At 73.2% G+C, this 14811-nt stretch carries 10 protein-coding genes; 5 read left to right on the forward strand and 5 right to left on the reverse strand.

The window, feature by feature from the left end; all coding sequences use genetic code 11:
* The first annotated feature begins 110 nt into the window (after nt 1–110).
* Nucleotides 111–1541, forward strand: a complete 1431-nt coding sequence (locus OG500_RS21915) for a TIR-like protein FxsC (RefSeq protein ID WP_327068382.1) — start codon at nt 111–113, stop codon at nt 1539–1541.
* Nucleotides 1531–5601: an FxSxx-COOH system tetratricopeptide repeat protein gene (gene fxsT / locus OG500_RS21920; RefSeq protein WP_442789195.1), complete on the forward strand. Its 4071-nt coding sequence runs from the start codon at nt 1531–1533 to the stop codon at nt 5599–5601. Before OG500_RS21915 ends, fxsT begins: the two co-directional genes overlap by 11 nt.
* 15 nt (nt 5602–5616) lie before the next feature.
* Here the strand turns inward: fxsT and OG500_RS21925 are convergent, their stop codons facing one another.
* From OG500_RS21925 to OG500_RS21935, 3 genes are all read right to left on the reverse strand, one after another.
* Nucleotides 5617–6492 carry an alpha/beta fold hydrolase gene (locus OG500_RS21925; protein ID WP_327068383.1) on the reverse strand — a complete coding sequence of 292 codons (876 nt, stop codon included), beginning with the start codon at nt 6490–6492 and terminating at the stop codon, nt 5617–5619.
* 110 nt (nt 6493–6602) lie between these two features.
* Nucleotides 6603–7529: a DUF4231 domain-containing protein gene (locus tag OG500_RS21930; protein ID WP_327068384.1), complete on the reverse strand. Its 927-nt coding sequence runs from the start codon at nt 7527–7529 to the stop codon at nt 6603–6605.
* Between the two features lie 214 nt (nt 7530–7743).
* The gene (locus OG500_RS21935) at nt 7744–8493 is read right to left on the reverse strand and encodes an SIS domain-containing protein (RefSeq protein WP_327068385.1); all 750 of its coding nucleotides are present in this window, start codon (nt 8491–8493) and stop codon (nt 7744–7746) included.
* Nucleotides 8494–8665: 172 nt separating this feature from the next.
* Here OG500_RS21935 and OG500_RS21940 point away from each other — a divergent pair, with 172 nt between their 5' ends.
* A complete protein-coding gene (locus OG500_RS21940; protein WP_327068386.1) occupies nt 8666–9358 on the forward strand; it encodes a metal-dependent transcriptional regulator in 693 nt (230 codons plus the stop codon).
* Nucleotides 9359–9889: 531 nt separating this feature from the next.
* Here OG500_RS21940 and OG500_RS21945 read toward each other — a convergent pair.
* Nucleotides 9890–10618 (reverse strand): bifunctional DNA primase/polymerase, encoded by a 729-nt coding sequence (locus OG500_RS21945; protein WP_327068387.1) that lies wholly within the window; start codon nt 10616–10618, stop codon nt 9890–9892.
* Between the two features lie 467 nt (nt 10619–11085).
* Here OG500_RS21945 and OG500_RS21950 point away from each other — a divergent pair, with 467 nt between their 5' ends.
* Together OG500_RS21950 and OG500_RS21955 are read left to right on the forward strand one after the other, a co-directional pair.
* On the forward strand, nt 11086–12462 hold the full coding sequence (locus OG500_RS21950) for a transcriptional regulator (RefSeq protein ID WP_327068389.1): 1377 nt from the start codon (nt 11086–11088) through the stop codon (nt 12460–12462).
* Nucleotides 12463–12733: 271 nt separating this feature from the next.
* Complete coding sequence (locus tag OG500_RS21955) at nt 12734–13948, forward strand: hypothetical protein (RefSeq protein WP_329582691.1); 1215 nt, start codon at nt 12734–12736, stop codon at nt 13946–13948.
* A 27-nt stretch (nt 13949–13975) separates the two neighbouring features.
* Here OG500_RS21955 and OG500_RS21960 read toward each other — a convergent pair whose 3' ends face one another.
* Nucleotides 13976–14806: a neprosin family prolyl endopeptidase gene (locus tag OG500_RS21960; RefSeq protein ID WP_329582693.1), complete on the reverse strand. Its 831-nt coding sequence runs from the start codon at nt 14804–14806 to the stop codon at nt 13976–13978.
* Nucleotides 14807–14811: the final 5 nt, after the last annotated feature.

Below are 14811 nucleotides of genomic sequence, written 5' to 3' on the forward strand. Positions count from 1 at the left end.
AGTGGAGCTGGTGGCAGAGGTTTTCCACCGGGGTATTCCACTCGGGAAGCGGGGCTTCCTACACTGAGGATGCCCTGAGCGGGGCGGCACAGGCCCCTGGGGAGGCGCGTGTGAACGACGCTGCGGGCAAGCAGAAGGCCTCGGCGAAGCCGCACTTCTTCCTCAGTTACGCCCACATGCCGCCGGTCGGTACGCGAAATCCCAATTCGCGGGTCAGCCAGTTCTACGAGGACCTCTGCGAGGCCGTGCTGCAGTTGACGCCGCTGCCCACCGCGGATCCGGTCGGCTTCATGGACGAGACCATGCACCAGGGGGACAACTGGGCGGTGAAGATCTCCGAGGCGCTGGCGACCTGCCGGGTCTTCGTGCCGCTCTACCACCCGAGACTGTTCCGCAGCACCCCGTGCGGTCAGGAGTGGTACACCTTCGCCCAGCGCGCGGCCAACGCCCCCGGCGGCACCGCACAGAACAGCGCGATCGTGCCGGTGCTCTGGGTGGGCATGCGCGAGGGCGCGCTGCCGCAGGTGGCCAGCGCCGTGCAGTTCAACCACTCCAGCTTTCCGCGTGCCTATGCCGAGGACGGCCTGTACGCGCTGATGGCCCAGCGCCATCACCAGGGTCTGTACGAGAAGGTGGTCTACAAACTGGCCCGGCGCATTGTCGAAGTGGCACTGGAGACGGTGGTCCCGGTGGTCGAGCCGGTCGACTTCACCACCAATCCCTCGGCCTTTCCCGGCCGTTCGCCCGCCGATGAACTCACCATCGCCGTCCTGGCGTTCAAGGACAGCGAGGTGCCGGCGCACCGCGACCGGGGCTACTACGGGGCGCGCCGCACCGACTGGCAGCCGTACGTGCGCGGCGGGGACGCCGCGCTGGCCGAGAAGGCCGCACAGTTGGCCCGGCAGTGCGACCTCAACCCGACCATCCACGAGTTCGAGCTGGCGGCCCCCCGGCTGATGGAGCTGGAGCGGCCGCAGGGCCCCGGTGTCCTGCTGGTCGACCGCTGGGTCCTGCAGGACCCCCAGCGCTGCGCGCTGGTGCGCGAGTTCGCCCGCCGCAACCCCGCCTGGGTGGCGGTGGTGGAGCCGTGGAACCGCGACGATCCGCAGTGCGCGGCCGAGACCGGGTCGCTGGCCGCGCTGAGCGAGCAGGTGCTGCGCCAGCGCGGCGGCAGCGTGCGCCCGTCCTTCCGCCCGGTGGCGGGCGACGGCGCCGATCCCGAAGGGGTGCCCACCGCCAGCGACTTCGGCCTGGCCTTCCAGCACGCCGCGATCCGCGCACAGAAGGCCTACAAGGAACGCGCGCTGCCCAGGCCTCCGGTGACCGGCGAGTCCCGGCCGCGGCTGCGGGACGCCTTCGGTGACGCGGGCCGGCCGTCGCAGAACCGCTACGCCGACCCCCATGCCGACCCGGGTCCGCCCTTGGAGAACGACGAGCACGACCGCGAGTTTGACGAGCAGGACGAGCACGACGGCGAGTTCGACCCCGATCTCGACGGTGAGTTCGACGAGGATGACGAAGGAGGAGATCATGACGTCTGACCAGACTCGCAACCTCCGGGTGGGTGGGCGTAGTTCAGCGGCCAAGCTGACCGCGTCCGGACCCGCGCCGGCCAGGACCGGCGAGGAGGACCGCCAGGGCCGGATCATCACCTTCTACTCCTACAAGGGCGGCACCGGGCGCACCATGGCGCTGGCCAACACCGCCTGGATCCTGGCCGCCAACGGCTTCCGGGTGCTCACCGTTGACTGGGACCTGGAGGCCCCCGGGCTGGCCAAGTTCTTCCACCCCTTCCTGGACGCGGCCGAACTCGCCGACTCGCCGGGCGTGATGACGCTGATCAACGACTACCGCGAGGAGGCGCTGCGGGAGACCGAGCTGCACGCCGACGCGCTGCTCGAACCCGAGCGCTACCAGCAGGAGCTGCTGGAGATCGGCCACCACCCGGGCTGGCACCTGGACTTCGCCAAGGTGGCCGGCCACGCGGTGCCGCTCTCCTGGGGCGGCTTCCCGGCCGGCGGCAGCATCGACTTCCTGGCCGCGGGCCGCCAGGACCGGGACTACTCCGGCACCCTGGGCAGCCTGGACTGGGACCTGTTCTACGAGCGGTTCGACGGCGGCCAGTTCTTCGACGCGCTCCGCGCCGACATGCGCAAGCGCTACGACTACGTGCTGATCGACAGCCGCACCGGCCTGTCCGACACCGCCGAGATCTGCACCGTGCAGATGCCCGACGACCTGGTGGTCTGCTTCACGCTGAGCGACCAGAGCATCGACGGCGCCTCCCGGATCGCCCAGCACATCGCGGACCGCTACCGCGACCGCGGCATCCGGATCCTGCCGGTGCCGATGCGGATCGACGACTTCGAGAAGGACAAGGCGGACGCCGGGCGGGCGCTGGCCCGGATCCGCTTCGACGGGCTGCCCTCAGGGCTGACCAACGAGCAACTGGTGCACTACTGGGGCTCGGTGGAGATCCCCTACCGGCCGTTCTACGCCTACGAGGAGATCCTGGCCACCTTCGGCGACCAGGTCGGCACCCCGACCAGCATGCTCTCGGCCTGCGAGCGGCTGACCGACGTGATCACCGCGGGCCGGGTCGCCTCGCTGCCGCCGATGGACGAGGAGGTGCGGCTGCGCTACATCGAGGCGTTCACCCGCCGCCGCCCCACCGTGCCGGCCGACATCTACCTCAGCTACGTGCCCGAGGACCGGATGTGGGCCGACTGGATCGAGTTCGTGCTCGGCGCGGCCGGTTTCCGGGTGCTGCCCAGGGACGTGGGGGCGGGCACCGACGCGCGGGCCGAGACCGAGCGCTCGGTGGACGCCGCCTACCGGACCGTCGCGGTGCTCTCGCCCGCCTACCTGCGCTCCCCGCACGCCCGCGCGCTGTGGGAGTCGGTGGTCGGCTCCGACCCCTCCGGCACCCGCCGCCAGCTGATCCCGGTGCGGGTCGGCTCCACGCCGCTGGCCGCCCCGTTCAGCAGCCGCAACCCGGTGGACCTGGTCAACCTCAAGGAGCCGCAGGCGCTGCTGGCCCTGGTCAAGGCGCTGGGCCGGGAGGAGGTGCCTGCGGTGGACACCGCGAGCGGGCCGCGGTTCCCCGGCACCCAGCCGGAGATCTGGAACGTCCCGCCCCGCAACACCTACTTCACCGGCCGGTCCGAGCTGCTGGAGCGGCTGCGCAACCAGCTCGGCGGCGGCGCGACCGCGGTGCTGCCGGTGCCGCAGACCCTCTACGGGCTCGGCGGCGTCGGCAAGACCCAGGTGGCGCTGGAGTACGCGCACCGGTTCATGGCCGACTACGACCTGGTCTGGTGGGTCTCGGCCGAGCAGGAGGACGAGATCCAGGGCCAGATGGCCGAGCTGGCCCGCAAGATGGGCCGGGCCAGCAACGAGCCGGTGGCGCTGGCCACCGAGATCGCGCTGGAGTCGCTGCGCCGCGGCGAGCGGTCCAAGCGCTGGCTGCTGATCTTCGACAACGCGGACGACCCGGGCGAGATCCGGCGCTACTTCCCCGGTGGCAACGGCCACATCCTGGTCACCTCGCGCAACCAGGCCTGGGCCACCCACGCCGAGGCGCTGACCATGGACGTCTTCACCCGCGGCGAGAGCATCGACCACCTGACCCGGCGCACCGGCGGTGCACTCAGCCGGGTGGACGCGGACGCGGTGGCCGAGGCGGTGGGGGACCTGCCGCTGGCCGTCGAGGTGGCGGGCGCCTGGCTGAAGGCCACCAGCACCCCGGTCGCCGAGTACATCGCGGCCCTGCAGACCGAGGCCTCCCGGGTGCTGGAGCTCGGCCGTCCGGTCGACTACCCGATGACGGTCGGCGCCACCTGGCGGGTCTCCATCGCCCGGCTGCGCGAGCAGTCCCCGGCCGCCGCCCGGATGCTCCAGCTGTGCGCCTACTTCGCGCCCGAGCCGATCTCGATGAGCCTGTTCTACAGCGACCAGATGATCCGCGCGCTGGTGCCCTACGATCCGGGGCTGAGCGACAAGTTCCTGCTCGGCCGGGTGATCCAGGCGATCGGCCGGTACGCGCTGGCCAAGGTGGACGCGGGGACCAACAGCATCCAGGTGCACCGGCTGGTCCAGGAGGTGATCCGCTCCGAGATGACGCCCGAGGAGCAGGTCGACACCGTGCACGAGGTGCACCGGATCCTGATCGGCGCCCGCCCGGTCACCGGTGACACCGACGACCCGGCCAACTGGCCGGTCTTCGAGGAGATCTGGCCGCACCTGTCGCCCTCCCGGGCGCACGACTGCGACGAGTCGGACACCCGGCAGCTGATGATCGACCGGGTCCGCTACCTGTGGAAGCGCGGCGAGTTCGGCCAGGCCCGCCGGATGGGCCACCTGCTGGACGAGGCGTGGACCGCCAAGCTCGGCGAGGACGACCGGCAGACCCTGCTGCTGCGCTTCCAGCTCGCCAACGTGATGCGCTCGCAGGGCCAGTACGCGCTGGCGGTGGAGCTGGACAAGGACACCCTGAAGCGGCAGCAGCGGGTGCTGGGCGCGCACCACCCGTACACCCTGATGACGGCCGGCTCGCTCGCCGCCGACCTGCGCGCGGTCGGCGACTTCGACGAGGCGCTGGGGCTGGACCGGGAGGCGCTCGAACGGTTCCGCGAGCAGTTCGGCGAGGACAACCCGCGCACCCTGTCCTGTGCCAATAACCTGGCCGTCGACTACCGGTTGGCCGGCAACAGCAAGGACGCCCAGGAGCTGGACCAGGACACCCTGGACCGCCGGGCCCTGGTGCTCGGCCCCAAGCACCCCTACACCCTGTCCACCAAGTCCAACCTGGCCCGCGACCTGCGCGAGTCCGGCGACTACGAGGGCTCGGTGACGCTCCACCAGGAGGTCGCCGAGGCCTTCGCCGAGGTGCTCGACATCGACGTGCCGGAGATCCTGCGCAACGCCAAGTCGCTGGCCGTCTCGCTGCGCAAGGTGGGCCGGCAGGCCGAGGCGCGCCGGCTCACCAAGGAGACCTACGAGCGCTACCTGGAGCGCTACGGCGAGAACGCGCCGGACACGCTGGCCTGCGCGCTCAACCTGGCCGCCGACTACAGCGCGGGCGGGGACAAGGACGCGGCCCGCGATCTGGCCCGTCAGGTCTACGTCGGCCACCAGCAGCTCTACGGGCCCGAGCACCCGTTCACCCTCGTCTGCGCCAACAACCTGGTGATCTACCTGCGTGGCAGCGGCGGTCTGGCGGAGGCGCTGGAACTGGGCGAGGCCACGGTGGACACGCTGACCCGGACGGTGGGTGCCGACCACCCCTACACCCTCAACGCGATGATCAACCTGGCCAACGCCTACGGCGACCAGGGCCGGCTGGTGGAGGCCGAGGAGCTGGAGCAGTCCGCCTACCGAGGCCTGTGCGAGCGCTACGGTCCCCGTCACCCTGACGCGGTGGCCTGCCAGGCCAACCTGGCCGTCACGCTGCGCTCGCAGGGCAAGGTCAACCAGGCCACCGAGCTGCGTGCCCGCGCGGTGGCCGAGCTGATCCGCCAGCTCGGCGAGGAGCACCCCAACACGGTCTCGGCCCGGGGCTGGAAGCGGATCAACCGGGACCTGGAGCCGCAGCCGATCTGATGCCGTGGCGTGCCGTCAGTCGACGCCCCCCGCCGCCCACTTCAGGGCGGCGGTGAGCACCCGCAGCGAGCCGAAGTGAGCAGCGCCCGGCTCCAGGAAGAGCGTGGCGTCGGGGATGTGCGCGGCCAGCCAGCGGGAGTGGTCCACCGGCGACCACATGTCGTCGGCGCCGTGCCACAGCCAGGTGGCGGCCGTGACGTCCTGCGCCTTGAACCCCCAGTCGGTGGTGAAGGCGAGCACGTCGTCGATCCAGCCGTCGGCGTTCTGCCGGAATGCCTCGCGGTAGTTGCTCAGCAGCATCCGGCGGATGCCGGCGTCGGAGACCACCGCGCGGTCCACGGCGGTCAGCTCGCGGCGCAGTCCGGCGAGCAGGGTGGCCGGATCGTCGCGCATCCGCCGGGCCCGCTGCTCCATGGTGGCGGCGATCCGCTGGTGGTCGCGCTCGGCGGCGCGGTAGTCGCGGATGTTGGCGGCGGTCATCCCGGCGTACCAGTCCAGGTCGTCGGCGTTCCAGGGGGCCAGGCCCACCAGCACGGCCACCCGGTGGACCCGGCCGGGCAGCAGCGCGCCACAGGCCAGCGCGTGCGGTCCGCCGCCGGAGCGGCCCACCACGGCGAAACGTTCCAGCCCGAACTCGTCGGCGATCGCCTGCACGTCGGCGGCGGCCGCGGCCACCTGCCGGCCGCGCAGGCGGTCCGAGCCGCCGTAGCCGGGGCGGTCGAAGGAGATCAGCCGGACGCCGAGGTTGTACAGCACGCTGCTGCGCGGGGTCGGGCCGAGCCGGCTGCCGGGTGTGCCGTGCATCAGGAAGACCGGGCGGCCTTCGGGGTCGCCGAAGGTCTGCACGGCGAGCCTGCGGCAGTCGGCGGTCTTCACCAGTCGGGGCTGCACGCCGGGGACCTCCAAAGTCGGGGAACACGGGTAGGGGATCGGGACCGGCACAGGCCGCGGACGGCCTGTTGCGGATGCCGGGGGAGCGGGCCACCGCCCGCGCCAGGCCGCTAGTGGCCGGGCCCGCGGACCTCGCGGCGGGCCTGCCAGGTGGTGTGCTCGCGCGACACGGCGTCCTCGGCGTCCCGGGCGAGTCGGGCCCAGACCTCCTCGGAGTCGGCGGCGGACAGGTCGAGCTGGGTCAACTGGGCGCGGACCAGCTCCAGTTCGTCGGCCGCCAGCCGGTAGGCGGCGGCCAGCGGCCGGTACTGGCGCAGCTGGGCCCAGGCGGTCACCGAGGCGGCCACCGCCGAGACGGTGCCCAACTGGTCGAAGGAGACGGCGCCCAGCGCCCGCAGCACCGCCAGCACCAGCCCCAGGACCGGCAGCGCGACACCGAGCAGTTCGGTGGTCCGCCCGGCCCGGTCGCAGTAGCCGGCCTTGGCCTGGTACCAGTCGTGCTGCACCGCCACCCGCTCGCGCAGGTAGACCTCCCGCCGCACGGTCAGCGGCTGCGCGCGCAGCTCCCGCATCGCGGCCGTCACCCCCGCGCGCCGCTCGGCGTCGCCCGGCAGCACCGGGCTGTCTCTGAAGCCGCGCAGGATGCCGCGCAGCTGGAGGTCGTAGAGCCCCTCCGCATCCGGCAGGGTGGCCGCGAGCGGCTGGTAGGCGTCGGCCCGCACCGCGAACTTCCAGGCCAGCGTCTTGACCGACTCGGCCGCCGCCCGGCCCTCGTACCACAGGCCCTGCGGGTTCTGCCGGCTGACCAGCGCGGCCAGCCCGCCGGCCCCGAGGTAGGCCGCGGCGGCGACCCAGGCGTACGGTCGCCCGGCCAGCGAGCCGACCGCCGCCCCGGCGGTGAGCAGCAGCAGCTGCCAGCGGGCCAGCGTGATCGAGTGGCGCTGGCCGCGCCGCGAGGCCAGGTCGGCGACCCGGAACAGCTCGGGCAGTAGCTCGGCCTCGTGGACCGGCTCCGTCGATTGTGCGCCGGCTGCCATCCCGTCCCCCCGTGCGCGTGGTGTCCACTGGTCCGTCAGCTGTCCTCTCGATGGACACTGACGTACTGCCCGCGGCGGAGGGCGGGTACGCCTTTCGCCCGGCCCAGTATGGGCGTTCGCCGGGCGCGCGCCCAGGGCTGGCGGCCGCCGTGTCGGGGCGGTTGAAGTGCGCGGGGCTTGTTGCGGGGCTCGTGCGCGTGGACGGCGCGGTCGGTCAGAACGCGTAGAAGATCCGGTCGGCGTTCTCGGCCATCACCTTGGCGTTCCAGTCGGTGCCGCCGTCCACGTTGCCGGAGCGGAACAGCGGGGCGCTGATTCCGCGCTCGGCCAGCTTGCCGACCGCGCTCACCACCACGGCCTGCATCAGGGCACTGGTGGTGATGGTGGAGACCGGGCCGAACGAGGTGGGCACGTCCGGGTGGGTCAGCTCGCCGTCACCCACCGCGACCTTGTTGTCCAGCACCACGTCGCAGTGGTCCTTCAGGTAGGTCCCCGAGGGGTGCTGGGAGCTGACCCGGCCGGGGTAGGCGAGCGAGGTGACGCCGACCACGTGCAGGCCACGGGCCCGGGCGTGCGCGGCCAGCTCGATCGGCATCACCTGGCGGCCGGAGAGCGAGATGACGAAGAGCAGGTCGCCGGTGGTGGCGGGGGTCAGGTCCAGGGTCGCGGTGGCCAGCCCGGAGACCCGCTCCAGCGCGCTGCCCAGGTGCGCAGGGATCACGTTGACGCCGGTGGTGCCCGGCACGTTCAGCAGGTTGAGGACGACCAGGCCGCCGGCCCGGTAGACCACGTCCTGGGCGGCCAGCGAGGAGTGGCCGGCGCCGAAGGCGAAGATCCGCCGGCCCTCGGCGACCGCGTCGGCCAGCAGCGCGCCGGCGCGGTCGATCGCGCCGGCCTCCTCGGCGTGCACCCGCTCCAGGTGGGCCGCCGCCGCGGCGAAGTACTGCCCGACCAGGTCATCCATGAAGATCTTCCCTAACCGCCAGTGGAGAAAGCTACGGCGAGCACGGTGCTGCCTGGCCGGGCCGGCTGTCAACAGGGACGAAACCGGCGGGAAGCGGATTGCGCCGGGCTCGGTTGTCCGTGCGGTACGTCAGAATTGGCGGTGAGGATACCGAGGAACGGAGCCTGCGGCGATGTCTGGGCTGATCGACACGACTGAGATGTACCTTCGCACCATCCTGGAGCTGGAGGAAGAGGGCATCACCCCGATGCGCGCCCGGATCGCCGAGCGTCTGGAGCAGAGCGGCCCCACGGTCAGCCAGACGGTCGGCCGGATGGAGCGCGACGGCCTGCTCCAGGTCGCCGGGGACCGCCACCTGGAGCTGACCGAGGAGGGCCGCAGGCTCGCCGTGCGGGTGATGCGCAAGCACCGGATCGCCGAGTGCCTGCTGATCGACGTGATCGGCCTGGAGTGGGAGGAGGTCCACGAGGAGGCCTGCCGCTGGGAGCACGTGATGAGCGAGACGGTCGAGCGCAAGGTGCTCGCCATGCTCGGCCACCCCACCCAGTCGCCCTACGGCAACCCGATCCCCGGCCTGGACGAGCTGGGCGACATGAAGGCCGAGGGCGAGGGCTTCGACGCCGCCCTGGTCACCCTGGACGCGCTGCGCCCCGGTGACGACGGCGCCAGCGTGGTGGTGCGCCGGATCGGCGAGCCGATCCAGACCGACGAGGAGCTGATGCGCACCCTGCGCCGGGCCGGGATCCGCCCGGGCGCCACCGTGCAGGTCGCCCCGGCGGTCGGCGGCGTGCTGGTCGGCAGTGGCGCGGACGCGGCCGAGCTGGGCAAGGACATCGCCCAGCACGTCTTCGTGGCGCAGCCGTAGCCCGTCGCGCCCGCCGCGCGGGCAGGTGAACCGAGGGCCCCGGCGCGTCCCCGCGCGCCGGGGCCCTCGGCGGCCCCACCCTGATCCCCACCCGGTCCCCCCGCTCCCCTCCTGCTTCCCCTCCTGCGCCACGCCCGGCTTCCCCGTCCAGGCGCTCCCCCGGCTCCCCCGGTCCTGCTCCCCCATGGCCGTTCCCCGACGGCCGTCTCCGGCGGTTCCCCGATGGCCCGTTCCCCGTGGCCCTGGTCCCTTGTCCTTGCTCCCGGTGGTCCCTTTCGTCGTGGTTTGTGCGGTCCCCGTCTGCAGCCATTCATCCCCTGGGTGGCGGATGCCAATCCCCGGGCCCTGTCACTCGTCCGAGCGGCTTGCCCCGGTGGGCACCGGGTACGCCAGCTCCTCAGGACGATCACCGGGGCCTGCCGCCAGCACCGGCAGCGGGCCCGGATTACCGGACCCGCTCAAGTGGCTGATGCAACGTCAGATCACGACGCAGCGACTGCCTGCCTGGCGCCGCGGTGGCGCACTGCCTGTCTAGCGCCGCGGTGGCGCGGTGACCGGCACCTTCGCCTGCGGCGGGGCCAGCCGGGCGGCCGGCGCGTCCCGGCCGCAGGCGTAGGCGAGCGGGTTGATCAACTCGTCCGCGTCCGGCAGCCACCGGTTCAGCGCGGAGGGCTGGCGGGCCCACTGGGCGAAGGTGTACGCGCCGATCCGGGAGGGCGGTGCGACGATCCAGCCGCCGTCCCCGTGGCAGGTCAGGTCGAGCCGCCCCGGCGCCCAGCCGAGCTTGCGCAGTGCCTCGGGCACCTTGGCCTGGGCACCGGGCAGCACCAGGAAGAGCAGCCGCCGCCCGCGCTGCCCCGGCGTGGCCGGCACCGAGGCGACCGGGCCGAGCTGCAGCTGCAGGCGCTCCATCCGGGCCAGCGCCAGGCAGCCGGCCACCTCGGGGACGTCCAGTACGTCGAAGGAGCGGCCGGTGGGCAGCACGATCGAGGCGTGCGGGCTCTCGGTCCACCAGCGGCGCACCACGCCGGGGCCCGAGGTGGCCCGCCGGTGCCAGTCCTGGGTGATGGGATGCGCGCCCGGCAGCGGGCAGCTGGGCGCTCCGCACGAGCAGCGGGCCGGGCCGTCGTCCTCGATCAGGTGGGTGCCGGGCACGACCTCCCAGTGCCGGTCCTCCGCGTACCTGACCGCCTCGATCAGCAGCGGGGAGATCGGTTTGCCGTCACTGCCCGGCTGCGGGGCTCCTGGGGTCTCTTCCACGTGCTGCACAACTACCGGCCGTGGGGCGGGTTACGGGATGCCCGGGGGCGAGCGGCCCGCAACCGGCAATGTCACCCGAACCGGTGAGTCGCGCCACGGCTCTGACTGCCGGGCGGGTGGTGACCGGTGGTGCGGTCCGCCGCCGCGCGCGGTGGCGGACCCTGGCGCGGAAGGTGGCGCTCCGCAGGCGTTGGCGCGGCGTTGCCCTGGCGTTCGCCCCCCGTCGTCCAGGTGGGCGCAGCGGGGGCGCACAGGAGCATTTTCCAGGGCGCGCACGCTGATCCAGTCGTTCACATGGGTATCCCGATGGTGTCGTTGATCGCTAACCTGGCCTCAAGTTCCTTCACTGGCCGGGTAGTCGGCGCGCCACCGGGCCCCCTGCGGAGCCACGTCCGGCGCCTCGGCAACCAGAGCAGCAGAGTCGACGCCCGCCGGCCGGAACCGGGGGCGCTGGGGAGGCGAAGCCCATGGCCGCGAGACCACTCGTCGCACGACAGCCCAACGAGCGCCTGCAGTCGCTGATCCAGGAGGCGAGCTGCTCCAACGCGGGGCTCGCCCGCCGGGTCAACCTCTGCGGTGCCGAGCACGGGCTCGACCTGCGCTACGACAAGACCTCGGTCGCGCGCTGGCTGCGCGGCCAGCAGCCGCGCGGCCAGGCGCCGGCGGTGATCGCCGAGGCGCTGGGCCGCAAGCTCGGCCGCGGCGTCACGGTGGACGAGATCGGCATGGCCGACGGCAAGAACCTCACCTCGGGCGTCGGCCTGCAGTTCGCCGCCACGCTCAGCGGCGCGCTGGAGCAGGTCTGCGAGCTGTGGCGCAGCGACGTCAGCCGCCGGGACTTCCTCAACGGTGCCTCGGTGGCCGCCTCCGCGTTGGTCGAGCCCAGCCGGGACTGGCTGATCACCCCGCCGGACCCGGTGGTCGCCCGCAGCGGCGGCCCGCGGGTCGGGCCGGCCGACGTCGCGGCGATCCGGGCCACCACCGAGATGCTGGTCGACCTGGACCACCGGTTCGGCAGCGGACACGTCCGCCCGGTGGTGGTGCACTACCTCAACAGCGTGGTGTCCGGGCTGCTCAGCGGCGGCTACCGGGAGGAGACCGGGCGCCAGCTGTTCGCGGCGGTGGCCCGGCTGACCGAGCTGGCCGGCTACATGGCGGTGGACACCGGGCAGCCCGGGCTCGCCCAGCGCTACTACATCCAGGCGCTGCGCCTGGCCCAGGCCGCGGACGACCGCGGCTACGGCGGCTATGTGCTGGCCGCGTCGATGAGTCACCTCGCGGCCACCCTGGGCAACCCCCGGGAGATCGCGCAGCTGGCCCGCGCCGCGCAGGAGGGCGCCCGCTCGGTGGCGACCCCGACCGCGATGGCGATGTTCTACGCCGCCGAGGCGCGCGGCCACGCGCTGCTGGGCGACGCCCGCTCCTGCGAGCTGGTGGCGGCCAGGGCGATCGAGGCGATGGAGCAGCGCCGCCCCGAGGACGACCCGGACTGGATCGCGCACTTCGACGCGGCCTACCTGGCCGACGAGTTGGCGCACTGCTACCGCGACCTGGAGCTGTCCAAGCAGGCCGAGCGGCAGGCCAGGATCGCCCTGGAGCTGCACCCGCCCACCCGGGTGCGGCGCCGCGCGGTGGACCTCGTGCTGCTGGCCACCGCGCAGTTGCAGCAGCGGGACATCGAACGGGCCTGCGAGACCGGGGCCCAGGCGGTGCGGCTGCTCAACGGGCTGCGCTCCAACCGGGGCGTGGAGTACCTGGACGACTTCCGGCGGCGGCTGGAGCCGTTCCGTGACCACCGGGTGGTGCGCGAGTTCCAGCAGCGTGCTGACGTGGAGGCCGCGTGACCAAAACTTGACGGTGCCGCGCGCGATCCTGCGGCGAACGGACGGGAACACCTGCCCGCGTGGTCACCCGTAGCGGTGAACCGGTAGCGTGGGCCGGAGGTAGTGAGGAACTCCAGAAGTGGTCCGCCGTCAGCTAGCGCGCGGAAGAACCGAGGAAGGCCCGGGTGCTCACACCGGACAGGGAGCGCGGGCGGTCCACCCGTCATGGGGCCGCCCGGCCGCCGCTTGCTGTCCCGGTGCGCCCGCAGCCGTGCACAGGTGAGGATTCGCGTTGAGCCAGCGCCGCTCGTACCCCAACTCCGGTGACTTCAACCTGGACGACCTGTTCCGCCCGGAGCCGGCTCCGGGGCAGCAGCCGCCAGTGCCGCCGCAGGCAGCACCCCAGCCACCGGCGGTCACCCAGGCCGGCCAGGGCGGGCCCGAGTACCTCGGCCCGGGGGCGTCCTGGGGCGATGCGCCGACCGCCTACGTGCCCGAGGTGGCGCAGCAGGCCGCGGGGGAGACCCAGTACCTGCCGCCGTACCCGACCAGCGACCCGACGGCGGGCGCCGTGCCGGGCCAGCCGGGGCCCGCGCAGGGGCATCCCGCGCCGGGGCAGAGCTTCGGCGGGCAGCAGTCGTTCCCGCAGAGCCCGCCGGCCTTCCCGGGCCAGCAGAGCTACGGGGGCCAGCAGGGCTTCGGCGGCCAGCCGCCGGCCGGGCAGCCGACCTACGGCGGGCAGCAGTCCTTCGCCCCCGCCGGCTACGCCGCCGGCGAGTACCAGACCCCCAACGAGCAGACCACCCGCCTGGGCCGCGCCTCGCTGCCCCCGGCCGGGTCCGGCGGCGGCTCGCGGATGTCCCGCCGGACGGTGGTCGCCGGTGTGGTGGGCCTCTGCGTGGTGGGCGGCATCCTGGTCGGGGTGCTCGCCGGTGGTGGCGGCGGTGACACCAAGACGAAGGAGAAGGCCAAGGCCAAGCACACGGCGGCGCAGGGCACCGACACCTCGGCCAGCCCCCAGCCGAGCGGCTCCAGCGGCTCCAGCGCGCTGAGCGCGGACGCCCAGGCCCAGGCGCAGGCGCTGTCCACCCTGCTGAGCACTGCCAACTCCAGCCGTCAGGCGGTGGTCGGCGCGGTCGGCGCGGTCAAGAAGTGCGACAACCCGGCGGCTGCCCAGACCGCGCTGACCCAGGCCTCGGCCCAGCGCAAGCAGCTGATGACCAAGCTGGCCACCCTCAAGGTGGACAAGCTGCCCACCGGCAAGCAACTGGTGGACCAGCTCAACCAGGCCTGGCAGGCCTCCGCCAACGCGGACGACGCCTATGCGGCCTGGGCCGGCGACTTCGCCCAGGGCTGCGACCCGACCAAGGTCGGCTCGGACCCCAACCTGTCCTCCGGTGACCAGGCCAGCGGCGCCGCGACCACCGCCAAGGGGCAGGCCTCCGAAACCTGGAACGCGATCGCCCAGCAGGCCGGCCTGCCCTCGTACGGCCCGATCCAGCTCTGACCGGACCCTCCCCGGGGCGGGCGCCGGTCAGCAGGGGCCGGTGCCCGGCCCGCCGAGGTGGAACGAGGTCGGCGTGACCCGGCCGGCGTCGTAGAGCGCCGGGCTGGTGGCGGTGACCGTCAGGTGCGAGCGGTCGGTGGCGCCGATCAGGTGGAAGTCGTCGATCCAGCCCGAGCCGTGCGCGGTGCCGGCCTTTCCGTCGCCCATCTGCTCGCAGGTGCTCCCCGAGGCGTGGGCCACCTCGCCGAAGGCGCTGATCATCTGGGCCCGGGTGTACGTGCCCTGCCAGAGCGAGCCGGGGAAGTAGCCCACCGGCTGGTCGTCGTAGAAGACCCACCAGTCGCCGCCGACGTTCTGGATGGCGAACCGGGCGGCCGAGCCGGCCGGCAGCGCCATGCCCGCCTTCGCGCTGTGCGAGACCTGGACGAAGCCGCAGCCGTTGTAGCAGCTCTCCGCGCCGTCCACCCAGTGGTAGACGAACAGGTGCGGGCGCAGGTCGCCGTTGAGCCCGAGGTCGACCGTCCAGCCGATCTCCACGGTGGACTTCTGGTCGCCGGACTGCAGCGCCAGCTCCTGCAGCGAGTGCGAGTCGGTGTCGCCCGGCTTGATCGCGGGGGCGGCCACCATCATCCGCATCGTCGCTCCGCTCGCGTCGGTGACCTGACGGCCGTTCACGTAGTCGTAGCAGGCGCCGAACCAGCAGATCGGTCCGGTGGTGGCCGCCGCCGCGGCCGAGTGCGGCAGCAGGGGGACGGCGGGGGCGAGCGGGGCCGCGCCGGCCGCGGGGGCGGTGGCCAGCAGCCCGAGGGTGGCCGCGAGAGTGGTGGTGGCGCCGATGACGGTCTGCCGGATGCGCATGGGTG

Source organism: Kitasatospora sp. NBC_01250, assembly GCF_036226465.1.
Lineage (GTDB): Bacteria > Actinomycetota > Actinomycetes > Streptomycetales > Streptomycetaceae > Kitasatospora.